Annotated in this window: 23 protein-coding genes and 1 pseudogene; 22 read left to right on the top strand and 2 right to left on the bottom strand. The window is 48.2% G+C overall.

Features of this window, described 5'->3' with window-relative positions; genetic code table 11:
- Window positions 1–44: 44 nt before the first annotated feature.
- From A372_RS37505 to A372_RS34360, 5 genes are all read left to right on the top strand, one after another.
- Complete coding sequence (locus A372_RS37505; protein ID WP_019422664.1) at window positions 45–218, top strand: hypothetical protein; 174 nt, start codon at window positions 45–47, stop codon at window positions 216–218.
- Between the two features lie 474 nt (window positions 219–692).
- Window positions 693–1,844, top strand: a complete 1,152-nt coding sequence (locus A372_RS0119940) for a response regulator (RefSeq protein WP_019422663.1) — start codon at window positions 693–695, stop codon at window positions 1,842–1,844.
- Window positions 1,845–2,356: 512 nt separating this feature from the next.
- The gene (locus A372_RS34370; protein ID WP_019422662.1) at window positions 2,357–3,511 is read left to right on the top strand and encodes a response regulator; all 1,155 of its coding nucleotides are present in this window, start codon (window positions 2,357–2,359) and stop codon (window positions 3,509–3,511) included.
- Complete coding sequence (locus A372_RS34365; protein WP_019422661.1) at window positions 3,498–5,021, top strand: diguanylate cyclase domain-containing protein; 1,524 nt, start codon at window positions 3,498–3,500, stop codon at window positions 5,019–5,021. Before A372_RS34370 ends, A372_RS34365 begins: the two co-directional genes overlap by 14 nt.
- A gap of 93 nt (window positions 5,022–5,114) precedes the next feature.
- On the top strand, window positions 5,115–5,312 hold the full coding sequence (locus tag A372_RS34360; RefSeq protein ID WP_019422660.1) for an AbrB/MazE/SpoVT family DNA-binding domain-containing protein: 198 nt from the start codon (window positions 5,115–5,117) through the stop codon (window positions 5,310–5,312).
- Window positions 5,313–5,373: 61 nt separating this feature from the next.
- Here the strand turns inward: A372_RS34360 and A372_RS0119920 are convergent, their stop codons facing one another.
- Window positions 5,374–5,691: a hypothetical protein gene (locus A372_RS0119920; RefSeq protein WP_019422659.1), complete on the bottom strand. Its 318-nt coding sequence runs from the start codon at window positions 5,689–5,691 to the stop codon at window positions 5,374–5,376.
- Window positions 5,692–5,877: 186 nt separating this feature from the next.
- On the opposite strand from A372_RS0119920, the pseudogene A372_RS39615 reads away from it, so the two are divergent.
- The 3 genes and pseudogenes from A372_RS39615 to A372_RS34350 all read left to right on the top strand — a co-directional run.
- Window positions 5,878–6,171: pseudogene (locus A372_RS39615) on the top strand (CotH kinase family protein); the annotation flags it as partial.
- A 20-nt stretch (window positions 6,172–6,191) separates the two neighbouring features.
- Window positions 6,192–6,659 carry a VTC domain-containing protein gene (locus tag A372_RS36520; RefSeq protein ID WP_019422658.1) on the top strand — a complete coding sequence of 156 codons (468 nt, stop codon included), beginning with the start codon at window positions 6,192–6,194 and terminating at the stop codon, window positions 6,657–6,659.
- Between the two features lie 78 nt (window positions 6,660–6,737).
- The gene (locus A372_RS34350; RefSeq protein ID WP_237728571.1) at window positions 6,738–7,193 is read left to right on the top strand and encodes a DUF4956 domain-containing protein; all 456 of its coding nucleotides are present in this window, start codon (window positions 6,738–6,740) and stop codon (window positions 7,191–7,193) included.
- A gap of 207 nt (window positions 7,194–7,400) precedes the next feature.
- On the opposite strand, the gene A372_RS0119905 is transcribed toward A372_RS34350, so the two are convergent.
- Window positions 7,401–7,772: a helix-turn-helix domain-containing protein gene (locus A372_RS0119905; protein WP_019422656.1), complete on the bottom strand. Its 372-nt coding sequence runs from the start codon at window positions 7,770–7,772 to the stop codon at window positions 7,401–7,403.
- A gap of 231 nt (window positions 7,773–8,003) precedes the next feature.
- On the opposite strand from A372_RS0119905, the gene A372_RS0119900 reads away from it, so the two are divergent.
- The 14 genes from A372_RS0119900 to galU all read left to right on the top strand — a co-directional run bounded on the left by A372_RS0119900 (window position 8,004) and on the right by galU (window position 24,938).
- Window positions 8,004–8,462, top strand: coding sequence for a PilZ domain-containing protein (locus A372_RS0119900; protein WP_019422655.1), 459 nt, complete (start codon window positions 8,004–8,006; stop codon window positions 8,460–8,462).
- A gap of 124 nt (window positions 8,463–8,586) precedes the next feature.
- A complete protein-coding gene (locus A372_RS0119895; RefSeq protein ID WP_019422654.1) occupies window positions 8,587–9,348 on the top strand; it encodes a tyrosine-protein phosphatase in 762 nt (253 codons plus the stop codon).
- Window positions 9,349–9,364: 16 nt separating this feature from the next.
- Entirely contained in the window at window positions 9,365–10,132 is a 768-nt protein-coding gene (locus tag A372_RS0119890; RefSeq protein WP_019422653.1) for a YveK family protein, read from the top strand.
- Window positions 10,113–10,784 carry a CpsD/CapB family tyrosine-protein kinase gene (locus A372_RS0119885; protein WP_019422652.1) on the top strand — a complete coding sequence of 224 codons (672 nt, stop codon included), beginning with the start codon at window positions 10,113–10,115 and terminating at the stop codon, window positions 10,782–10,784. Before A372_RS0119890 ends, A372_RS0119885 begins: the two co-directional genes overlap by 20 nt.
- A gap of 292 nt (window positions 10,785–11,076) precedes the next feature.
- Window positions 11,077–12,426, top strand: coding sequence for a lipopolysaccharide biosynthesis protein (locus A372_RS0119880; RefSeq protein WP_019422651.1), 1,350 nt, complete (start codon window positions 11,077–11,079; stop codon window positions 12,424–12,426).
- Complete coding sequence (locus A372_RS0119875) at window positions 12,374–13,741, top strand: phenylacetate--CoA ligase family protein (RefSeq protein WP_157259624.1); 1,368 nt, start codon at window positions 12,374–12,376, stop codon at window positions 13,739–13,741. Before A372_RS0119880 ends, A372_RS0119875 begins: the two co-directional genes overlap by 53 nt.
- A gap of 16 nt (window positions 13,742–13,757) precedes the next feature.
- Window positions 13,758–14,852, top strand: coding sequence for a glycosyltransferase (locus tag A372_RS0119870; protein ID WP_019422649.1), 1,095 nt, complete (start codon window positions 13,758–13,760; stop codon window positions 14,850–14,852).
- Between the two features lie 16 nt (window positions 14,853–14,868).
- On the top strand, window positions 14,869–16,257 hold the full coding sequence (locus A372_RS0119865; RefSeq protein ID WP_019422648.1) for an oligosaccharide repeat unit polymerase: 1,389 nt from the start codon (window positions 14,869–14,871) through the stop codon (window positions 16,255–16,257).
- A 37-nt stretch (window positions 16,258–16,294) separates the two neighbouring features.
- Window positions 16,295–18,259, top strand: a complete 1,965-nt coding sequence (asnB, locus tag A372_RS0119860; RefSeq protein ID WP_019422647.1) for an asparagine synthase (glutamine-hydrolyzing) — start codon at window positions 16,295–16,297, stop codon at window positions 18,257–18,259.
- A 96-nt stretch (window positions 18,260–18,355) separates the two neighbouring features.
- Window positions 18,356–20,452 carry a carbohydrate-binding protein gene (locus tag A372_RS0119855; protein WP_019422646.1) on the top strand — a complete coding sequence of 699 codons (2,097 nt, stop codon included), beginning with the start codon at window positions 18,356–18,358 and terminating at the stop codon, window positions 20,450–20,452.
- Between the two features lie 134 nt (window positions 20,453–20,586).
- The gene (locus tag A372_RS34345) at window positions 20,587–21,777 is read left to right on the top strand and encodes a glycosyltransferase (protein ID WP_157259623.1); all 1,191 of its coding nucleotides are present in this window, start codon (window positions 20,587–20,589) and stop codon (window positions 21,775–21,777) included.
- Window positions 21,778–21,821: 44 nt separating this feature from the next.
- Window positions 21,822–22,844, top strand: a complete 1,023-nt coding sequence (locus tag A372_RS0119845; protein WP_019422644.1) for an NAD-dependent epimerase — start codon at window positions 21,822–21,824, stop codon at window positions 22,842–22,844.
- Between the two features lie 6 nt (window positions 22,845–22,850).
- Window positions 22,851–24,023 (top strand): glycosyltransferase family 4 protein, encoded by a 1,173-nt coding sequence (locus A372_RS0119840; protein WP_019422643.1) that lies wholly within the window; start codon window positions 22,851–22,853, stop codon window positions 24,021–24,023.
- 21 nt (window positions 24,024–24,044) lie between these two features.
- On the top strand, window positions 24,045–24,938 hold the full coding sequence (gene galU / locus A372_RS0119835; RefSeq protein ID WP_019422642.1) for a UTP--glucose-1-phosphate uridylyltransferase GalU: 894 nt from the start codon (window positions 24,045–24,047) through the stop codon (window positions 24,936–24,938).
- Window positions 24,939–24,943: the final 5 nt, after the last annotated feature.

Below are 24,943 nucleotides of genomic sequence, written 5' to 3'. Positions count from 1 at the left end.
TAACGATATCTGCGGACAATCTGAACGAAGTGAGGTACGGGATTATGATAGAGAGTGGGCAAACAGAAGCGATTCATACGATGGAATTCATCCATGCGAATACGAATTGTGACAAAATATCATTAGATATCATTTACGTTCTGCAGCAGTTAGATATCGAGTTAGAGCGATGCCCAGAGGATATAAGACGTATGGCGGTTGTACATACGATAAGATAAAGCGGGCGAACACAACAACACATCCTCCGTACGGACGACTGTTCGACGGGGGATATTTATGATCCAGACTGAATCATTGCACGTTTACAAAGCTCCTAGGGCTATATCAAGCTTGAGTGTTTGCCGTTTACAATTCCTTGAACGGAACAATTGTGGTATATTCCGCGTATATACTATAAAACAACCACAATTTTCATATAATGGATATCTTCATTGAATTAAGTGAAACTAGGCACAACTGAATGCCATTGGAATGGGAGAGAGGGACTACAGGAACTCCTATGAAATACAATAGCCCCCGAAAATTTAAGCGTACTAATTATTCAATGCGGGACGGGAGCTGGGCAACATTCAGTCGTGCGAGAAGTGTGCCTGTAGATGTAATGAACATGACGGAAATGAAATCGACATCGCCAGAGAGCCTGGGTGCGGTACGGAGGTAACACTTCGAATTCAACACGCGGAGGGAAGGCAATGAGAACGATTTTGGTCGATGACGAGCGTTTGGCGCTCGTTCACTTAAAAAAACTGTTGTCGGCTAAGGGGAAAATAGTTGTGGAAGGTACCTATCAGGATCCGCAAATGGCCTTGCAGGACATTCCTGCTTTGATGCCAGACGTCGTATTTATGGACATCGACATGCCGGAGATGAGTGGGATCGATTTGGCAGAACAGGTGCAATCCATACTTCCGTCGGCTCAGATCGTCTTTATTACGGCCTATGACGATTATGCAGTGAAAGCATTCGAATTGAACGCGATCGACTATGTATTAAAACCGGTGGAAGCCAAGAGGCTGAACGTTACTATAGAACGATTGGCGGAACGTGCAGCCGTAACGACAGGTCCAGGGGATGGTCCTTTTATCCGCATGATCCGCTGCTTTCAAAATCTGCACATCGATATCGGAGCGGCGTCTCACCAGCATTTGCGCTGGCGGACGGCGAAAGCCCAGGAGCTGTTCACTTACTTGCTGCATAAGCGGGGAAAGTCGGTACGGAAGGATTCGCTCATTGAGCTGCTGTGGCCCGATGTGGATGCCAAAAAAGGGTATACGCAGCTATATACGACCATTTATCAGGTGCGCAAGGCGCTGGAGCCCTACAAGGAGCAACTGAAAATCGTAAGCTGTGAGGAAAGCTATATGCTTATGATTCACCAAGCGGATATCGATTGCGTACAGTGGGAGCATGAAGTGCAAAGCCTACCCCCGGTGTCCAAGCACTCGGTCAACAAATACCGTGAACTGCTGCAGCGGTATAGCGGAGACTATTTGGCGGATTGTGATTATAGGTGGACGGAGGGAGAACGTCAGCGGCTTCGTTCTTTGTGGTTGCATTTGGTTACCCAAATCGCGGACTACCTGGTTGCGGACAACGATTTTCCGGCGGCCTTGGAAGTATATCACAGACAGGTGAACGTCTATCCTCATATTGAATCGGGGTATTACATGCTGATGCGGTTATATGCCGAACTGGGCGATCGCAATGCGGTAGAAGAAATGTACGCCACACTATATGATATGACGATGAGTGAATTTGGAATGCAGCCGAAAGCGGCGTACCAAGCTTGGTTCGAGCGCTGGAGTGCCAATTGGAAGAGAAGCGCCCTTGAGCACAAGGTGTAATACCGTGGTCAAGCTCCTATTTTGCGGACATGGAAAGAGCTCTAGCCTGAAAGCTGACGTCGGTATACAACCGGCGTTAGCTTTTTTAATTTAACTTGATTTGGATATTCGTTGTAACATCACCTCAGCTCCTCGATTCATTGCTGTTCAGATTTTGTGCATTTGGAATTGGTATTCTATATGTTACCATGTCGGTGATACGGCAGTAGGCTATATTTCCACAACCCGCTTGGTATGTACACCAGAAGTCTGCAAGAAGGACGCGAAATGGAAAACACATATCTCTCGGCTGTATCCTGCTTCTACTATTATAGCCTTCTGTCGCAGTCGCCTCTTTCGATTATTTCCTTGGACAACAACTCCAATCTGATCAATAGCGCGGCTAGCAGTCTAAATCAGTCCCATTTTAATAAATATGATTCTAACGGTGCAGGACAGGGCCTTTGCTGAACGATCTCCCTTGACATGAAATGTGGCTCAGCCTTCACTTATACGATGGCGGAGGAGAGAAAATGAAAGACCTAGCAATCGAGCAGCCTTTTGACATGGCGGGAAATGGCAATGCTGTCGCCGCTGAATGGATGCTGCCGATGAAGGTGGATTACGGCGGAGGCGCCCGTATTCTCGTCGTGGAGGATGATCCGATTAACATCCGCGTCATTTTGCATACGCTGATGCATGAGAAGTATAACATCACCGTCATGGGAAAAGGGGAAGAGGTACTCGCAGCATTGGACGGGGGGGCTGTGTGGAATTACGATCTCGTTCTCCTCGATGTCTTGCTGCCCACGATTTCGGGATATGATATATGCCGCCGCTTGCGAGAACACTCGAATCTGTTTGATCTACCCATCATCATGCTGACCGCACGCAATCAAGCAGGCGATGCGCTGGCTGGATTCGAAGCGGGAGCCAACGATTATGTCTTGAAGCCGATGGACGGCAGTGAATTGAGAATGCGTATTCGGACGCTGCTTAGCTTGAAGCAGGCAGCAGAGGAGCATGTTCACCTCGAAATGGCGCTCTGGCAAGCTCAGATGAATCCCCACTTCATATATAACACGCTCAACTCGATAGCTTCATTGAACTCGGAGGCACCAGATCAGGCTCAGGTGCTGCTGATTCAGTTCGGAAATTATTTACGGGCTAGCTTCCGTGCGCATAACCGTGACAGATTCATCCCGTTCGCCAAAGAATGGGCGTTAGTTCAATCTTACCTATACATTGAACAGGTCCGGTTCTCCGACCGCCTCTCGGTGGAACTGGATGTGGCAGACGGACTGCAATTCGAGCTTCCCCCGCTGACACTGCAGCCAATTGTGGAGAATGCGATACGTCATGGCATTATGAAGCGGAGAGAAGGAGGTACCGTAGCAATCGCTGTCAGACTGACAAGCGAAGAGGCGATTATTACGGTAGCCGACAACGGCGTAGGCATGCGCCGGGAAGTGATTGAAGCGGTTCTAGAAGCCCGTACCCGCGGGGGAATCGGCCTAGTTAACACCCATAAGCGCCTTACGTATTGGTACGGTCGTGGGCTCTGCATCCGCAGCGAACCGGATCAGGGGACGGAAATAACGATGCGCATTCCGGTTCGTTCAGACAATACTCAGAACGGCATGATTAGAATGATGGAAGCTGGAGGGAACCATAGTGGGATTATGTGACAGTCAGAGCGATTCCGGCACATCTATGATGCAGAGGATCGAGAAATGGAGAAGGAAGGTACAGGATTCGGGGCTCAATCCGGCATCGATTCCGCAGTTCAATTCCGTGATGGGGCAGTCGGAGTTCGTATGCAAACGGATTTTTTATGACGAAATGTTAACCGTCGTTCGCTTTTTCACGGGGAAATTGCTTACGCAGCTCGCCGGAACTCCAATTGTAATCGTGATCTCGGATGAGAACGGCTGCATTCTCGAAATGGCAGGAGACGGGACGATGAAGCAGACAGTAGCTCAGCTCGGCATCGTTGCGGGAGTGCGGTTTACTGAAGAAGCATGTGGAACGAATGGCATTACTCTTGCCTTAACATATGGCAAGCCGGTGCAGCTTGCAGGAGAACAGCATTTTCACCATTGTTTTCACGACAAAGTATGCTATTCCGTCCCCTTTGGCACCTCGGATGAGGACAACCTGCTCGGCACTGTGTCGATTATGACGTCCATGGAGTATGCACATCCCTATTTCATGGCGGTGCTCAATACTGTAGCTGACTCGATTGAACGCGAGCTGCTCTTGCGGAGCCAGAACCGCAAGTTGAATATTTTGAACCATATTATGATGGATACGACGCGCAATGGCATCATCATTACGGATCGGCACGGTCGCATTACTGAATTCAATTCATACGCGGAACAATTGACAGGGCTATCCCGGAACGCTCTTATACAGCAGCCGGTATTCGATATAAAGCCAATGGGGCCTTATATCGATGAGGTCATTCGCACCGGCAAGACCTGCGAGGATATTGAGGTAGTCGTCTGTCACACCGCAACGGGGGCAAGACAGGTGTGCCTGTTCGATGCGCTTCCCATTTTGGACGAGCACGGCAACAGAACCGGGGCTTTCGGGCAATTCCGGGATATTACGGAAAGAGTCGAGGCGGAGGGACGCTACAATTACTTGGCTTATCACGACGACTTGACGGGCCTGCCGAACCGCAGGCACTACAAAGAGCATGTGGCCCAGCTAATCGCAAAAGCGAAGAAGGATAAGCAGATGATGGCCGTTCTTTACTTGGACTTGGATCGCTTCAAGCAGGTCAATGATACGCTCGGACACAGTAAGGGCGACTATCTGCTGCAGGAAGTAGCTGCTCGAATGCGGACCTTTTTGCCTGCGGAGATGATGATGAGAATGGGCGGGGATGAGTTCATTATTCTGCTTCCGAACATCAGGCGCTTGGAAGATGCTCAGAATACGGCGCAGGAAGTGCTGCAGTTGTTCGAAGAGGATTTTATGATTGCTCATTACCAGTTCCGTCTAACGACGAGCATAGGCATCGCGATCTTCCCCCATGACGGCCTGGATGCGGAGACATTGCTTACACATGCCGATATGGCGATGTATGAGGCGAAAATGCTCGGCAATGGATATGCCGTCTATTCTCCGGCCATGGCCCGCAATTCTCCTGAAAAGCTATCGATGGCGCCTGAACGGAGACGCGCACTGTAGCAGCGTGAGTTCATTATGTACAAATTCATGAATGAATATTGAAGTGAAAAAATCAATGCCTGCGCCGCGGGAAAACGAAAGGAGTGCAATGAATTGAAGCGTAAGCTCATGCGAATCGGGAACAGCTTCGGTGTCATTTTTACTAAGGAGATGTTGGACAAGCTGGATGCGGAGTGCGGTGATACGTTGGATGTGGAGATTAGTGAACGGACAGGGGAAGTCATCATCAGAAAGTCTCCCACAGGCGGCAATCAAAAACGGTTTCATGAGTTAGGCAAGGCGTCTATATGAAATATTTAAAAACGAGAACATAAACATGCACTCCGCCACAATCCAGGGAGTGCATGTTTATTTATTTCCCATACAGTTCCGGAATGTGATAGAAATGATGCCCGGGCTCGGAATGCGTGAGGAATCCTTTTCGTTCGTACTCGAGCTCTTTCTGAACCGTTTTTGGCTTGAGCTTGATGTCGTAGTAATCCATATAATGCTCGAAATAAGGGAAGGCTTGCACTGCGTTGCGATTTTTTGTTCCTGCGCTGTAGTCCCATGCTGCCACGCCGTAGCCGTCGAGCGAGAAGACGCCGGCAGCCGCCTCGTTCATACGGAAGAACTTGCGCAATGCGTTCTCGGACAGCGAATCATAGTCAATTTTGCTGATGGACAGCATCTTTGTTCCGTAATTTTGGCGATATTCCAGTATTTTTATGGCTTTTGGTGAAAGCCTGAGTCGAATGCTCCCTTGCTGTTTTTAACGGTAATGTCTGTCGGCTTAAGAAAGCTTTCCGCCAAGTAATAGTCTGTCGGACCTAAGGCGGTCGCACGGCCGAGCGGATCTCCACTCAATTCCGCAAAGTGGTTCTTCCTTCCATGGGATTACGACGGGGCATGGGGGTTCACGACGCAGACGGGAGAAGACGCCCTGGAGTCCCCATGGCAGACAGGACTGTCGAATTATTGGGGAAGCCAGCTGCAGACACGCTTCTTTAAAAATCCGAAAAATGTGGAACAGCTCAAGGCTAAGGTAACAGAAATGAAAACCTACATTAAAATTAGCCAAACGCCGGACTTTGCGAAGCCGGTAGTGGAGCAGGTGCCGTGTGTCTATGGCCGGGGGCGAATCGAGCAGAGATTGAATGGAATAAGATGAGAGAGAAGAAGGTTAGAGATATGCGGGATCGAAAGAAGCTTCGGCACGAATTGAAATTTTATATCCATTATCATGAATTTATGGGGCTGCGGGAACGGATTAAATCGTTGTTGCTGCTGGATCAGAACTCGGTTGACGAGCACGGGTATCATATCCGGAGCCTATATTTCGACAACATCTATGAATCTGCGTTGCACGATAAGGTCGATGGCATTTTGAACCGGCGGAAATATCGCATTCGCATTTATAACAAGAGCGATGCCGTCATCAAGCTCGAACGGAAGAGCAAGTGGAACGAATATGTCGCCAAAGAATCGGCTCCGATGACACGCAGTGAATTTGAACGGCTGTACCGGGGGGACGCTGAATTTTTACGGGAAGCGGATTCGGAATTGAAGCTGGGGCATTCAATAAAATTGCGTGGGTGGACATGTTTTGGGGGATGGTCGCTTCGTTCCTCATCGGATGTTCATCTACTGGACTTATAAGAAGTGCTTCCGCGGCGTCGTCTACAATCATAGCTACAATGTCACGTTCGTATTGATTCGATTATGACGCTTATCATCATGACGATCAGCACTAATATCGTCCTGTCTTTGGGCATGGTCGGCGCATTGAGCATCGTGCGCTTCCGCACGGCCGTTAAAGATCCGATGGACATCGTATATATGTTTTGGGCCATATCGGTTGGCATTGCGAACGGAGCAGAGATCTACCCCGTGTCCGTATTCGGTTCGCTGGCTGTAGGAGCAGCAATCTTCTGGCTGTCCCGCCGCAAGGTGAGGGATGCCCCTTATCTGCTTATTGTCAAATATGAGGAACCGGCTCAGGACGAGGTGCTCTCGCGCTTGCGCAAGTTGAAGTATGTGCTTAAATCGAAGACGGTGCACAAGCAAATGACCGAAATGACGGTCGAAACCCGACTGCGCGATGACAATACCGCTTTCGTGAATGAGTTGTCGGGTGTGGTCGGCGTCCGGGACGTGATGCTCGTCAGCTACAACGGCGATTATGCGCCGTAATGTTTCGGCCATCCGGTTCATTCCGGCAGGTGCAAGAATGACAATACCACTGTCATCAAGCCATTGGATCCCCCCGATCTAACGAGACATCGGGGGGGATCTTTATGCTTGCAGCGCGTAGAAATATAAATTATGCCCCGAACTACTCCTATTGGGAGTGGCTAGGGCGTTAAATGCTTAGGCTAGTTTTTACGTTGATGCGCAGACCTAAAGCCTCATGGACCGTTCCGCCCGCACGAAAGCAATGAATCGACGCGCTTCTTCCTCCGTTAATTCACGACCGTCCACAGTAAGCCGGAACTTTTTGAGCAGCTCCTCATCCGACAGTTCAAGCCCAGCTGCAAACATAAGTACCTCTTGCGTTGCCTGCGCATTCGGACTGGACAGACGCCCGACTAAATAATCGATGGAAACCCCAAATTGATCCGCTAGTTTAGTCAACGTTTCAAAGTCAGGTTTGCGGCGATCCTTCTCGTAATGAGATAACGCAGCCCGCGTAATCCCCAGCAATTCAGCCAACTCTTCTTGAGTCCATCCTTTTCCTTCGCGCAGCTCCGCGATACGGATTCCGGTGCTCATTTGAAATAAACCTCCCTTTTCAATCCAAATCCAATCATTGTGAAACAAAACGTATCGAATGCACAAAACAAACCTGAGAAAAGGATTGACATGTTACAAATCGTATCGTAAAGTAAAGAAGTGATTTGATACATAATGTATCTAAAGGAATGATGATGTAACATCAAGTATCATTATGCCATGCTGCAATGAGTAGTAACATCACTTTTATATCAAGAAGAGGATGAAGTTATGGAGCATAGTGAGCCTAAAGAACAAAGAAACTATGTACGGCTTCATATGAATGAGACCATCATCGCAAGGATGTCCATCGAGCAAGTAAACGGTGTGTCCGTAAACAGTCGATCCAAGCCTGTCCTCATCACTGAACTTAGTCCGGGCGGTCTGCGCATGCTAACGCACTTGGAACTCCCGTCGTCCTCCCATTATTTGCTCGGTTTCCAATTGATGATCAAGCAGGTTGAAATGAAGCTGAATGGTCATGTTGTATGGAGGGACGCGGACGAAAGCCAATTTCGCTATGGCATCTCTTTACGTTTAACAGCATCAGAGCGTCGGGCGCTCATCTCCCTATTAAACATGTACCTCACGACGCTGTGTCCAGACCAGCTAAAAATTCACGAGCTGTACAAGTCAATGTCTCTCTATTATTTGCATACTAGCAAACAGCACCTGGACCAGAGCATATGAAATCCAAATTCCAGTCTATTTTACCACATAAAAATTTTGTAGTTCAATCATACTCGTCAAAGAAATCCATTATACAGATGATGCCGATTCGGCGCCAAGCGCCTGCCCAGACGGAGTGTAAATTATGATCGATATTCATTGTCATCTGCTGCCTGGAATGGATGACGGACCGGCCCATGAAGAAGAGGCGCTTCGCATGGCTCAAGCAGCTGTTCGAAGCGGAATTCATACGATTATAGCGACTCCCCATCATGCTACGAGACGCTATCGTAATGCCTCCGACCATATTAAGCAACAAGTAGGGGCGTTTAGTGAGCTGCTGAAGGAACGCCTTATTGAGTTGCGTGTCTTTCCCGGACAAGAATATCGGCTGAATGACAACTTCGTTGAAGATTACCAGTGCGGTTCCATTCAATCGTTAGCTGATGGGCCATACGTGCTTGTCGAATGGCCAGCGCAAGAAATCCCGGTCTATTTCTCCAAGTTCCTCACTTATATGAATCAATATCAACTACAAATCATTGTTGCCCATCCTGAACGAAATGCAGCCATTATGAAACGTCCAGAACAGGTGTATGACTGGATTGAGCAAGGTGTTCTGTTCCAAGTGAACGCGCAATCCTTATTGGGTGGATTCGGAACAAAAGCACAAAAATCAGCAGTGCTGCTATGTAAAAAGCATTGGGCGCATTTTCTTGCTTCTGATGCCCACAGCGTACTGAAACGAGGCTTCTTCCTGCGCGAAGGTTATGCGGCGCTGCAAGAAATCGGCGGACTTTTTTATGTCGATACGATGAAAGAAAATGCCCGTCGGGTACTGCATGGCGAGCAGGTGCTTCCGTTTCGGGCGGCCAGTCCGAAGAAGGCGATACGTTTTTTTCAATAAGGAGGACAGTAAGGCAATGAAGGAATGGGACTTGAAAACGATGCTGCGCATGCTGAGGAAGAAGTTGTGGCTCATTTTACTTTTTACATTGATTTGCACCGGCGGAACATTGTATTACAGTATGGCTCTGGTGACACCGGTCTATGAAGCGTCTACGAAACTGATTGTAAACAAAACGAGAATCGTCGAAGGGGAAAGCACACTCAATCTGAATGATTTGGAAGCCAATATGCAATTGATTTCCACATATAAGGAATTGATTAAAACCGACTGGATGATTAAAGACGTTCTTGCGAAATACTCCGAGCTTAATATGAACAGCAAAGCATTGCGCGACAGTGTCACGGTAAGCTCTACGAATAAGACTCAAGTGATGACCATTAGCGCCATAGCCCCTTCTTATGAGCTTGCCAGTAAAATCGCAAACGGCATTGCGGAACAATTCATGAAAAAAATACCCGACTTAATGCAAGTGGACAATGTAACAATATTAAATCCGGCAGACCCTGCGCTTGAGCCGGGACCGGTGAAACCGAACATCATCCTAAATGCGTTGGTAGCCTTTATACTTTCGTTCATGATAAGCATCGGGACGATCTTCGTACGAGAGTACTTCGATGATTCCATTCGCGTGGAAGAGGAGCTGCAGCAGCTGCTGTCTTTGCCGACCTTGGCCGTCATTCCTAAAATAAACCGCAAATCCTACAAGTCAGCCAAACATCGTCAGACTTCGATCTCATACACAAAGGCAGGTGAGGCTACTAATGCTTCGACAAATGCGTAAACCGGCATTCATTACTAGAGACTATCCTCACTCTTACGTTTCCGAGCATTATCGCCAATTAAGGACAAATATAACCCAGTTGCTGAATGAAGGACGCATGAAGAGCATTGCTGTCACGTCGGCGAACCAAGGAGAGGGCAAGACGACAACCGTAATTAATTTGGCGATCTCGTTTGCCATGGGAGGGAAACGGACCGTCATTGTGGATGCGGATTTGCGGCGGCCTTCTGTCCATCAAGTATTCAATGTAGGTAAAAGCTTGGGACTATCCTCGCTTCTAAATGACACGACCGCTCTGGATCAAGTGCTGCGGGAAACGGAAATTGAGCATTTATGGGCCCTCCCGGCCGGCGCAATTCCCGATAACCCGGCTGAGTTGCTCTCTGGTCAGCCAATGAATGAATGTCTGCAGCAATTGCAGTCAAGGTTCGATGTTGTGCTGGTCGATTGCCCGCCGGTATTGCCCGTAGTTGATTCCAAAATTATAGCAAATAAATGTGACGGAGTCGTGCTGGTCGTCTTGGCCGGCAGGACGAAAGTGCAAGCGATAAAAAAGGTGAAGCAGCAATTCGAAATCGTAAAAGCGAATCTGCTGGGTACCGTTCTAAACGGTCAGGAGAAATATAAATCGGAATGGTATGACTACTATTAGTCGTGCTCAAAAGGGTCAGTCCACTAAGGGACTTTTGTAAACTTTCGTAAACTTTCGTAAGGTAATGCCTACTACACCTATATCATTGTAGGCACTCGGCCATGCTGTGGGTAAGCTTGGGGCCTTAGACGTTCGTCGTCGAGGGTGTGGCGTGAGGAGGGGTTTGATGCCCCAGTCTGCATGATGACGGCTTGTCAGGCAAGGTATGAAGTTAAAGCGATTTAACGCCGTACTTTGTTTTACAAGCATTCTTCGGATCGATGCAAATACATTAGATTGTAGGTGTTGAAATTTGTCCATATTGGCGCTCCCTAAAAGCAAGCTTTTCAAAAATGCAGCCGTTCTAATGTCGGGAACCGCGCTGTCACAGGGGATTACGATTGCAGCGGCCCCATTGCTAAGCAGACTCTATACGCCGGAACAATTCGGAGTTTTTTCAATATATACGGCATTTGTCAGCTTGTTCTCCGTGACAGCGTGTTGGAAGTATGAAATGTCTATTGTCGTGCCTGAGCGGGAAAAAGAAAGCGTGAATCTCGTAAATGTGTCGATGATTGCACTGCTGCTCACAACGTTGTGCACTGGACTTCTAATGGTTATTATCGGACCGTATATCGGCAATTGGTTTGACGTCCCCCGCATGGATGTAGTGTGGACGGTATGGCTGCCGCTTACCGTATTTTCTATCGGAGGCTATCAATGCTTAAGCTATTGGTGCACCCGGAACAAAAAATATAAAAGACAGTCCATATCGCAAATCTTTCGTTCCACGGGTGTTACGGGCATGCAAATGACGGGCGGTGTGACAGGGTGGGGGGCGATTGGGCTTGTTCTCGGGCAGTTCGTAGGTCAAATGATCGCTACGGGAGTGCTGTTCTTCCAAGTATGGAAAGAGGACAAAGCAAAGTTCATTCAAGAAACGCACGTGGCGACGATGAAGGAGCAAGCCCGTAAATTTAAACAGTATCCGTTGTATAACATGCCGCAGACGATATTGAATTCGGTGGCTCAAAACATGACCCCCTTCTTGCTGGCCGTGTTCTTCGGACCGGCTGTCGTTGGGCTGTACGGATTATCTCTTCGCATGCTGCAGCTTCCCATTCATGTCATAAGCGAATCGGTTCGCAACGTTTATTTTCAACAGGCATCAGATATGCAAAATCAAGGAATGCCCCTATTTGGTTTATTGAAGAAGACGACCTTGGCGCTGATTGGCGCCGGTATTATCCCTGTGCTCATTGTTGTAGTGTTCGGGCCGCAATTATTCGCATTCGCGCTCGGAGGAACGTGGTACGAAGCAGGCGAATATGCCCGGTGGATGGTTTGCTGGTGGTTTGTCAATTTCTTCATGCCGCCTGCCTTTGTAACCGGCCAGCTCTATAATTTGCAGAAGCATTTGCTAGTGTATGAGATTATCTCGCTTCTACTTCGAGTGGCGGCCTTATTCAGCGGATTTGTATATAGCAGCCCGCTGCTGAGTATCGCGCTATATAGCTTGGTGGGAGTTGTGATGAATATGGGTTTGGTTGCGTCTATGCTGATCGTCTCGCGTAAACGCAGCTTACTTGCAGAGAAAGGAAGAGAAGAAGTTGATGGTGTTGAATCCGCTGAAAAAAGGGTTGACTCGAATTCGGATGTATAGACAAAAAGATGTGTTTGGCAAATATAAAACGCTGCATCAACAACAATGGCTCGCGCCTGAGGAATACGAGCAATATGTGCATGCGAAGATGAGCGCATTGCTTAAGCATGCTTGCAAGCACGTTCCCTTCTATCGCGACAACATCGGTGTGAACGAACTTATTCATCACAATGTCATCGATTGGCCCCGTTTTATGCAAATTCCGCTGCTGACGAAAGAGATCATACGAGAACATTACGGGCAATTGATATCGGAAGATATACAGGAGCGGAAATGGTTCGAAGAAACTTCCGGGGGATCAACGGGAGAGCCGATCCGGTTCATTCAAGACGAGGATACGATGTCTTGGATGCTGTCGTTGAAATTACTCTATGACCAGTGGACGGGTCGGGTGCCGGGAGATCGGCAAATACGCTTATGGGGATCGATGCGCGACCTGCTCATAGGCAAAGAAACGATGCGAACTTATGTTGGAAGATGGATGCGTAATGAACGATGGATTAATGCGTATCGCATGGATAAAGAACGGGTGAAAATGGCGGTCCATAGCATTAATGAATACAAACCGAAGCAAATCCTAGCCTATGTGGAAAGTATATATGAGCTGGCTCAATATATCGAACATCATCAAGTCTCAATCCATCATCCTCATTCGATTATGACGACGGCTGGCGTATTGTTTCCGCATATGCGGCAAACGATTGAAGACGTCTTCCAGACCAAAGTATACAACCGGTACGGATCGCGCGAAGTGGGTGATATTGCCTGTGAGTGTGAGCAGCATAAGGGATTGCACGTATCTGGACTTACCCATTATGTAGAAGTGCTGCGGGAGGATGGGACGCCAGCCGCACCGCATGAAGTCGGGGAGATTGTCGTTACGCCTTTATGCAACTTTTCCATGCCGCTAATACGATATCGTATCGGTGATCTGGGCGTCTGGTCTGATGAGAGCTGCACCTGCGGAAGGCCGTTCAAACTGCTCAAAGAAGTTACCGGCAGAATAAGCGATACATTTATTAACGCGAACGGAACAAAAATTCAAGGGACCTATTTCAGTCAGCTCTTCTTCTACCAAGATTGGGTCAAACAATATCAAATCATACAAGAAACGGTTGAACGAGTGAAAGTTTTCGTTGTGCTGAAACATCCCGAAGTCGGCTTAAGCGGATATGAAGCTGAAATCCAAATGATTGACGATCAATTCAAGGCTGTGCTTGGTGAAGGCTGCGATATTACATATGAGCACGTTGAGGCTATATCTCCGCAAGCTTCAGGGAAATATCGCTACTTGATTTCCCATGTGATGGCATGACCAAAAGGAGCTGGATATGAAGAAAAAAGTGCTTTTTATTACTCCCAATTTGCATGGCGGCGGTGCAGAGCGAGTCGTTGTCAATTTATTGAAGCATATCGATCGGGATCGAATCAGCCCGTGCTTTATGACGCTGTCTTTGCACGGGCCATTTGTATCCCACTTGCCGGAGGATATAGCAGTTACCGATTTAGGCATTTCCCAAGTGCGTTACAGCGTGATCAAACTCGTCAATGAAATCAATCGTATTCAGCCGGATGTCATCATGTCTACGTTAATGCATTTGAACATCGCGTTGTTGGCGATTAAGCCGTTCTTGAAGGGGAACCCGAAAATCATCGTACGCGAGGCCAATATGCCCAGCCAGGAGTTGAAGCGCCGCGGCAAGCTGCACCGGCTATTATACAAATGGTATTATCCTAGGGCCGATCAGATTATCGCCCTGTCGAATGATATGAAGAACGATATTTTGCAGTCTAATGAACAGATCCAATCGCAACAAGTTACGATTATTCACAATCCGGTCGTACTGCATGAAATTCGGAAAAATGCGCAGGAACAGGTCAATCATAGGTGGTTATCGGATAAAAAAATGCCGGTCATCTTAAATGTGGGACGTTTGGAAGAGCAAAAAGACCACATCACATTGCTCCATTCATTCGCAATCGTTCATCAACGCATGGATTGCCGGATGATTATTTTAGGTACCGGCAGTCAATATGAGAGGCTTAATGCGCTGGCACAGCAGCTTAACATTAGGGAGCATATCGATTTTGCGGGCTTTGTTGAGAATCCGTATATGTATATGAGACAATCTGATTTGTTTATTTTATCTTCCAAATATGAAGGCTTGCCGAACGTCTTGCTGGAAGCAATGGGGCTCGGTCTTCCGATCGTCTCTACCAATTGTGCAGGTGTTCCGGACGTGCTGGAAGAAGGAACGTACGGGAAAGTGGTGCCGATCGGAGATGCCGAGCAATTGGCTGACGGCATTTATGCCAAATTGACTTCCCCTGATCCTTCTGACTTCATGAAGCTAAGAACCCATGCAGAAAAATTTGATATTGAACGAATTGTGGACCAGTATACGGATTTATTTGTTGCCATTTGAGGGGAGGAAAACAAGAATGGGGTGGCTGGCCGTACCTGTTGCGATACTGCTCGGAGGGGTCATCCTGGTCACTGAACATGTTCGAAAAAAAAGAAATGGCCCGTTTGACTTTTTGTTTGCCGTCAGCGGCATTTATTTTATGTGCTTCAGTGTCATCCCGATCTATTGCGCTTTTTTACTTCCTGAAGAGTTGGATAGCTGGAGTTGGATTCTTATGAACTCCTTCTCTTCAACCTCATACTTCTACGCATCATTGTGCAGTCTGATCGGGTATCTGTTCATCGTGGCCGGATATTCCGCATGCTCGCGATTACGCAAGGGCCAGGCTGACGACATGCAGCGGGAACGACCCGATAAGAAGGAACTATTTCCAGAGAGCCGTATGTTTGCCGCTTCCGCTGTGATCGCCTGTATCGGCTTAATAAGCTTTGTCATCTATACGTCCTCCATCGGCGGATGGTCCAAATTGTTCGAGTATGCGATCTTGCTTCGTTCCGGCACCGATTTTATTGAATCGAAATGGTTGTTTTTCAAAAACTTATCGACGTTCATTATGGTAGCCTCCTTATGTTTTTTTGCGCTTACGAAGGAAGCAGAGCGTTCCAGCATTCGCTCGTGGTCACGTTTATGTTTTGTGCTGACCTTCGGCTTGTCGATGGTGCTGCTGTTTCATAAAGCAGGAAGAATGGAGATGGTCTCCTATTTAATTACGTTCCCGCTGGTCAACGTCGTCAGAAATAAAGCATGGAATATCAAACTCATTTTCGGGTTTGGTTTTTTTTTCGTCCTTATCGTCTTGTTTGGAAAACAAATTTTTAATTATTTTATTTATCCCGAAGGCGTCGGGAACCAGATGTCCAACATCGGATCGGAAGCGGGCAACATTATTTCTAAAGTGTTGCTGGAGTTCTCATTCCCATATGTGACGTTAGCGAATGCCATTCAGACGTTTCCGTATGAGAACATGTATCGGTTCTTCGTGGACATCCCGCTTGGCGTGCTCCATCTGGTGCCGTCCCGGCTCATCCCGCTTAATCTCCCGGAGACGGTGTCCGAGCTGAATACGTGGATGTTCCAAACAAAAGGTACAACGCCTGTCGATTTCGTCTCCTTCGGTTACTTCAATCTGGGGATTGCGGGTGTCGCTATTCTCGGATTCGCTTTTGGCGGTTTGCTTATTTTTATGGAACGGATATTTTCGGCAAACAAAAACTGGTTTATTGTCATTTACCGGGTTCATTGGATACTGTATTTCGCGTTTCGCATCATGTACAGCGATCCGCAGATGGCCTATCAATCCGCCTTTACGTACTTGATCGGACTAGGACTTGTGCTCATGTTTACGAATATAAACCGGCACAGAACAGCAGCCAATAACGGCTGGAAGATGAACTTAATTCATTAATGAGGTTGAACACGCACTTAAAGGGGAGTTATATCGAATGTGTGGAATTGTCGGAGTTGTCGCTCGGAATGCACCACTGACTATGGCCAAGATGGAAGCAACGATTAAAGATATGACGGACCGAATCGTCCATCGCGGACCGGATGCATGCGGATGGTGGGGGGAAGATGGAACCATAGGGCTCGGCCACCGCAGACTGTCCATTATCGATTTGTCCGAACACGGACGACAACCGATGCTCTCTCCCAGCGGCCGCTATGTCATCGTGTTTAATGGCGAGATATACAACTACAAGGAGATCCAGACTTGGCTTCAATCAAGCGCGCCCGAACTGTATTCCCAATTGCGCGGACATTCCGATACAGAAACGATGCTGGCAGCTATTGAACAGTTAGGGGTGTACCGTGCTGTGCATCGGTTTATCGGCATGTTCGGATTTGCACTGTACGATCGTAAGGATAGGAAATTGCATCTTGTCCGGGATCGGATGGGGGAAAAACCGCTCTATTATGCTATTGGACAACAGAATGAGTTTCTGTTCGGTTCGGAATTAAAAGCACTGCAGGCGCATCCCCAATTCGTGAAGCATGTCAACCGGGATGCCATTGGCTTATATTTGCAGCATTGTTACATTCCCGCCCCGTATACGATCTTTCAAAATTGCTATAAGCTGCTGCCAGGGACGATATTGACTTACGATACGCAGTCCGGAGCGCATGAAATACAGTCGTATTGGACGGTGGAACAAGCGGTTCAGAACGGTCAAGGTAACACAAGGGGGATGAGTGAGCAAGAGGCGGTGAAGCAGCTGGATGCGCTGCTGCGCCAGTCGATCCGGGGGCAAATGGTTTCGGATGTGCCGATCGGCGCTTTTTTGTCGGGAGGGCTCGATTCATCGACCATCGTGTCCATCATGCAAGCGCAAAGCTCGCAAAAGGTAAAAACCTTTACGATAGGCTTCCATGAGGAAGGATACAATGAGGCGGTGCATGCGAAGGAAGTAGCCCGTCATCTTGGCACGGATCATACGGAGCTGTATGTTACGCCGCAAGAAGCTCTGGATGTCATCCCCAAATTGCCGCAACTATACGATGAGCCTTTTTCCGATTCTTCCCAAATTCCGACCTATCTGGTCTCTGAGCTCGCTCGCAAGCATGTGACGGTCAGCTTGTCCGGAGATGGAGGGGATGAACTGTTCGGGGGATATAAGCGATATTTCATCACGCAGGATATATGGAGCAAATTAAACAAAGTGCCGGCGTTCGGCCGCGTCGGCGCTTCCAAAATCATTCACTCGATTCCGGTATCCACATGGAATCAATTGTCGCGTTGGTGGTCTCCACTCAGAAAACGGGCTACCACGCCAGGCACGGCGGGGGACAAAATGTACCGTCTGGCGGAACTGATGAAAGACAGCAACTTGAATTCCCGCCAATTTTACCGATACATGATTTCGCATTGGAAAGATCATTCCATCGTCATCGGAAGCGGTGCCCTGAATACGGTGTTTGAAACGGTGCCGAATCATGTCTTTTCCGACTTCTCCAATGAAATGATGTATTTGGATATGATCAGTTATTTGCCGGATGATATTTTGGTCAAGGTCGATCGTGCGGGAATGGCCGTCAGTCTGGAATCACGCATTCCTTTTCTTGATCACCGGATTGTAGAGTTCGCTTGGCAGCTGCCCGTTAACTACAAAATCAAAGGCGGTCAGGGGAAATGGCTGTTGCGGCAGGTATTGAATCAATACGTGCCGGAAACCATCATGAATCGGCCGAAGATGGGCTTCAGTGTGCCCATCGGTTCATGGCTGCGCGGACCGCTGCGCGAATGGGCGGAGCACTTGCTGAGCGAGTCGAGGTTAAAGCAGCAAGGATATTTGAATCCGGCGCCGATTCGTCAGCGGTGGAAGGAGCATTTGGAGGGCAAGCGAAATCGGCAGTACGATTTATGGGATGTGTTGATGTTTCAAGCTTGGCTGGAGGAGCAGACGAAATAGGCTGGAAGCCCATAGTGTTATAACTATACCATTCTTCTTCCTCACTCATATTTTATAGCAGGAAGCCCGACTGCTTGGGTGTGAGGGGGAATCAACATGGGCTCGAACACGGATAAGCTTCAGTTGAATCTATGGAATCGTTTTTTTCTAAACCGCGGCCAATATAATGAAAATTTATCCAGGATCGATAATGCCTATGGCGTGATCGATACAGTCAAGCACGATCTCGGCACCGTGAACGAACGATTAGGCCCGCTGCAGAGCGGGATCGCGTCGGCGAATGGACAGATCGGCACGCTGCAGAGCGGGCTTGCATCAGCAAATGGGGAGATCGACACGGCCCGGAGCGGGATCGCTTCCGTTCAACAGCACATGGAAGAAATACGAACCAAGCAGGCAGCCATGCGTGACGACATGACGAAGCTTCAGCACGACGTGGCGGTGTTGGAGCCGGGCGGCACATTTCCCCTGCAGGAATTTATCGAGCGGGGAGTAAACGTCACCTGGTACAAACAAGACACCGACAATGATTACACGAAGGCTTTGGCGGAAGCGTTGAAAGTCGGGCGCAACATCTATTTTCCGCCGGGAAGCTATGAAGTGAACTTTCCGAAGCTGCCGGAGGGCGTTCTCATTTACGGTCAAGGCGCGGTAATCATTGGCGGATTGAGTCTGAGCAGCAATACGATGATAAGCGGAATCCAATTTGCCGGCAAGACGAATTCCGGCACGTATTTGAATCCAGGCGTGTGGGTAACAGAGGGGACTGGAATTTCGATCGAGAATTGCTTATTCGATCAAACCCGGATATATACGGGAGATCCCCAGAACGGCAAGGTCATCTCGAAAATACGAATTCATCGCTGTTCGTTTACTGGGGACTATAATGGGTTTCAGGTCGATCCGCAAGCGATTGAGATGTATGGTGCTTACGACGTGCAAATAACCGACAATCTGTTTGATGTGGCCAACGCACACCGCTTCCTGAAGATTAGTACGGCTAATCCGAGTACGACACCAGTTGTTCAGGACTTCTATAGTCGGCGTGTAGTTATATCCGGCAACGTCATGAAGGGATCCATGAACGCCAATCATAAGCAGGTCATCGATCTGTTCGACGGTGCAGTGGAATTGGTTATAGCGAACAATGTAGTCGAAATTGACGGTGAGCCTGATGTGTTTCTGGAATGCAAGCCAGACGGGGCCCAGGGAGCTTCGACCAGCAAACATCGTCAAATCGCTGTCACCGGCAATTCCATACAAGTTCGTTCCAAGCATATTATCAGCCTGCTGGGTGCCAACTCCCTTCCATTTGAAGACGGATTGCAGACGTGCACCATCGTCGGAAATGAATTAAAAAGCACGCATCCGTCCCCATCGGAGGCAATCGATGTTCGCGGGTTCAACCAGACGATCATCGCGAATAACAACATTTTTTTTGAAGGTGATCAGTCATACCTTGTTGCCATTTGGTCGGCATGCAACGATGCCTTCTCCATTAGCGGCAACGTCGCGAATAAGGGCTCGATCCTCATTGAGAGCGAGGCTCAGACGAAGGAAGGAACGGATTACCGGACAGACTGGGAGCAAGGTATAGTGAAAGGAAACATTTTGCGCAATTACAGATATTATGGCGGTATTAATTTGATGAAGCTGCATATGACTCAGTTGATTGTCGAAGGAAATGTCATGCAATCCTCTGACGGAGCGAAAGTGAATTCCGCCATCTACATCGACTCTGAATCCATTGCCAACTTGATCTTGATAGGAAATATGAACAAGGCGATGCAAGAGTCGTTCAATCGCGTGCTGCTCGTGAACGGTGATATCGTACGCAGTACCGAAACGGGAAACTCGTGGAATGTGCGGGAAACCGAAGGGACGGCTCCGCCAGTGGGAGGGGCATGGAAAGTCGGTGACACGGTTCGCAACAAAATGGCGGTCAGCGGACAGTATATCGGTTGGGTATGTGTTGCCGCAGGCCGCGCTTGCAAGACAGTCTGGCAGCCGAACACAGCTTACAATGTGAATGCGCTAGTCAATGCAAACGGAAAAGTGTACAAATGTACAAAAGCCGGCACTTCCGGAAATACCGCACCGACCCGAACGTCGGGCGACATAACGGATGGAACGGTAACTTGGCAGTATATCGACGTATTAGCCGTATTCAAAGCGTACGGAATGATCGTGTAAATGGAGAAGAGCCTATAGCAGGCTCTTTTTTCATATTAAAGTACGAGTTCAAAAAGGTCACTTTGAATATACTTGGTGATCAAAAGGAGGCTTTTTGAACAACCTCTTAAAGAGAATGGGCGGTGGGATATACGGTGGAGAAAACCAAAATTATGTTTCTCATATCCGGCCTTCATGTCGGAGGAGCGGAAATGATGCTGTATCGTCTAACCGATGCGCTGAAGGATCGTTATGACATCATGATTGTCTCCATGCTTCCGGGTGGACCAATAGCGGACATGATGAAGCAAAGCGGATTGCAGGTACAATCGTTGCATATGTCCTCGAAGAAAGACGTGCTTGCATTAATCGGTCTCATCCGGCTGATTCGGACATTCAAACCAGATATACTGCATTCATTTATGTTCCATGCCAACGTTGTCGGCCGAATTGTCGGGCGGATGTGCGGCGTTTCTACTGTCATATCGAGTATACGCAACACCTTTTTCGGCTCAACCCCGATGACAAGACGTTCCAGATCTAAGTTCCGCGATGCCCTGCTAAGGTGGACGGATCGCTATTCAGACGCAACGACCATTATCTGTCACTTGGCTGCACAACGAATGATTAATGAGCGCATTGTCCCGCCCGAGAAACTGCACGTCATTTACAATGGCATCGATGCTTCTCCTTTCGTATGCCCAGATGAAGAAGCGAGAGCGAATGTTCGCCGGGAGCTGGGGATTTCATCTGGGCAGCTAATGATTTTATCGGTAGGGCGCTTACAGGAGCAGAAAGGGCATATGTACTCGATTCAGGCGGCGGCCTTATTGATGAAGGCGGGATTCGATTTCAAATGGTTCGTAGCCGGAGAAGGGGAGATGAGAGAGGAGCTGACAGCGCAAATTGGTGCAAACCATTTACAGGACCGCTTCTGTCTGCTGGGATTGCGCAACGATGTACACCGATTACTGTGGGGATCTGACCTTATGGTGCTCGCCTCGAATTGGGAGGGGTTGCCTGGTGTCATTATCGAAGCGATGGCCGCTTCGACTCCGGTCGTATGCACGGACGTGGGAGGAAGCTCTGAGCTGGTCGTTCCTGATGAAACTGGGTTTTTGTGCCCCCCGCAGGATCCGGACTCTTTATTTGCATGCATCTTCCAATATGCTTCACTCTCTCCGCAACAACAACATCTAATGGGAGCCCGCGGCGGGGAAAGAGCGGTTCAGCTGTTTAATCTGGAAAGCATGGTTCAGCGGCATGAAGAGATATATGATTCGTATTCGAAGTCTTCACCTGAATCAGTTGAACACAACAAAGACAAAGTGCTGGAATACAGATAGTGCGTGTTCAAAAAGGGGTTTTTGGAACAAATAGGAGGGGAACTATGGTGAAAGTAGTGACGGGAGCAGCTGGCTTTATTGGCTTTCATACAGCCAAAAGACTGCTTGATGAAGGAATGGAAGTATTGGGAATCGACAATCTGAACGACTATTATTCGCCGCAGTTAAAGAGGGACCGATTAGAGCTGCTGCAACAGTATGATCGGTTTCAGTTCCATCAGGTTGCATTGGAAGACGGAGATGCCATATTCAAGCTCTTGGGCAACGGCCATATTCACACCGTTATTCATCTGGCCGCGCAGGCCGGAGTGCGTTACAGCATTGACAATCCGAAGGCGTATGTGGATTCCAATATCGTTGGCTTTATCCATATATTAGAAGCATGCCGTCATCATAATATTCCCCATCTTATCTATGCATCATCGAGTTCGGTCTACGGGGCTAACGTAAGCATGCCGTTCTCCGTGCAGCATCCTGTGAATCACCCGGTCAGCTTGTACGCAGCGACGAAAAAAGCAAATGAATTGATGGCGCACACCTACAGTCATTTATATGAGCTGCCTACGACAGGACTCCGTTTTTTCACCGTATACGGACCGTGGGGAAGACCAGATATGGCGTACTATAAATTTGCCAGACTCATTCTAGAAGGCAAGCCGATACCGGTATACAATTATGGCCGCATGAAACGTGATTTTACGTACATTGATGATATTGTTGAATCGATCTTCCGCTTAATAGGGCATGTGCCAACAGCCAACCCGGACTGGGATCGGGCAACTCCTGATCCAGGCAGCAGCTATGCGCCATACCGTGTATACAATATAGGGAACCATCAGCCTGTCGAATTAATGCGGATGATCCAGATTCTTGGAGACTATTTGCACCGCACACCAGACTTGAACCTGCTGCCGATGCAGAATGGCGATGTTTGCGAAACCTTTGCCGATGTTGCAGATTTGAGCCGTGTCATTCAGTTCGAGCCGCAATTTACGTTAAATGAAGGACTGAAGCGATTTGTCGAATGGTTTATTCATTATGAAGCTAAGCAAAAAACAGGAGCGTGATCGCAAGTGAAGAAAGTGGCGCACATCTGCACGAATGCCAAAAGTCATCGTATTTTGGTCGATAAATTAGCTCTAATTCAAAAAAAGGGCTACGATCTGCATCTGATTTCGTCCAGAGAAGGCTATGATCCGGAGTTGATGAGCCGACATACGATGACCTTGCATTTTGTCCCGATGAAAGAGACGGTAGCGCCTTGGAACGACATGGTTGCCATTGCTCGCCTTGTTCATTTGCTGCGAAGTGAGCGTTACGATATTGTGCATACCCATAATGCCAAAGCCGGAGTCATCGGCAGAATCGCCGCTTGGCTGGCCGGCATACCGTTAATCGTCCATACGACACATGGTCTTCCTTTCTACGAAGGGCAGAGTCGTCTGAAAAATACGATGTATCGCGAAATGGAACGGATCGGAGCTTGGTTCTGTGACGCGATTGCGTCTCAAAATCGGGAAGATATGAGCAAGATTAAAAAATACGCGCCAAGAAAACAAATACTCTATGAAGGCAACGGAGTCGATTTGGAGCTGCTTGACAGCCGCCGCGGCACGATCAGCGCTGCCGATATTGAACAATTAAGACTGCAGCATAACATTGGGCCGTATCAAAAAGTGATTTTAGTCGGAGCTCGTTTCGAGCCGGTTAAAAATCACTTTTTTTTATTGGATGGGTTGAAGCGGCTCAAGGATGAGCTTCAAGTCGATTTTGTCTGTCTGCTAGCTGGCAAGGGCGGATTGGAGCAAGAGGTGGAAGCAAGGATTAAGCTGCTCGAATTGGATCGCCATGTGCTGCGGATCGGTTATCACACAGACATCTATCCATACATTCAAATGGCGGATACCGTCGTTCTGACTTCGGAAAAAGAAGGCATCCCGAGAATATTGATGGAGGCCATGTCGTTCGAGAAGGCGGTGCTGGCGACCGATGTGCTGGGAACACGGGAGCTGATTCGTCATAACGAGACAGGTGTCCTCGTTCCGTACAAAGATGTGAACCTGCTCGCACAGCATTTAGGGCTGCTTCTGAATGATGATGCGCAGCGGGCGCGAATAGGCCGCATGGCTCGCGCATCGATCGAGCTAGAATTCAACGAGGATATCGTCACAAGACGCATACATGCTTATTACCGCGATCTGCTATCCCGCACGAATAGGCCCCAATCTACTTCCGTATCGGTGTAAAGAAAAAGGAGGATACCAATTATGAAACTGAAGAAAGCAATCATTCCCGCAGCAGGACTAGGAACCCGTTTTTTGCCGGCTACGAAGGCGCAGCCGAAGGAAATGCTCCCCATCGTAGACACACCGACCATTCAATACATTATCGAAGAGGCAGTCGAATCTGGGATCGAAGATATAATGATCGTGACAGGCAGAGGAAAGCGAGCTATCGAGGACCACTTTGACCGTGCCATTGAACTAGAAGAGACGCTGGAGAAGAAAGAAAAATGGAAGGATCTGAGTGAGATTAGGGAAATCTGCAAGCTCGCTCATATTCACTATGTGCGTCAAGGCGAGCCTAAAGGATTGGGTCATGCCATTTGGTGCGCGCGGAAGTTTATTGGTGATGAACCGTTTGCCGTCTTGCTAGGCGATGATATTGTGCAAGCCGATCAACCTTGCTTGAAGCAACTCATCGAAATATATGATAAATATGAACAACCGATTGTCGGCGTTCAGCAAGTGCCGGAGCAAGATATTTCGAAGTACGGAATCGTTGCGCCAAGCGGCATAGCTCTCGAGCCGAATGTCATGAGGGTGTCGCATTTTGTAGAAAAACCATTGCGCGAGCATGCCCCTTCTTCCTTTGCCATTATGGGACGTTATATTTTAACTCCTGAAATATTCAATATTCTCGAACAGCAGCAGCCGACGACCGGAGGAGAAATCCAACTGACCGATGCGATTTCGAAATTGAATTATGAGCAAGATGTGCTTGCTTTTAATTTTCAAGGAATTCGATACGATGTTGGTGACAAATTCGGATTCATTAAAGCAACCGTTGATTTTGCTTTGCAGCGGAATGATTTACGAGCGGATGTGCTCAAATATTTACACGAGCTGTACGAAAGAGAACTCGTCGGGAGCGGGAGGTAATCCGA

The organism is Paenibacillus sp. OSY-SE (assembly GCF_000283315.1).
In the GTDB taxonomy this organism is placed as follows: Bacteria; Bacillota; Bacilli; order Paenibacillales; family Paenibacillaceae; genus Paenibacillus_B; species Paenibacillus_B profundus.
Note: the sequence above shows the minus strand (reverse complement) of the source record. Positions and strands in the feature narration are given on the sequence as shown.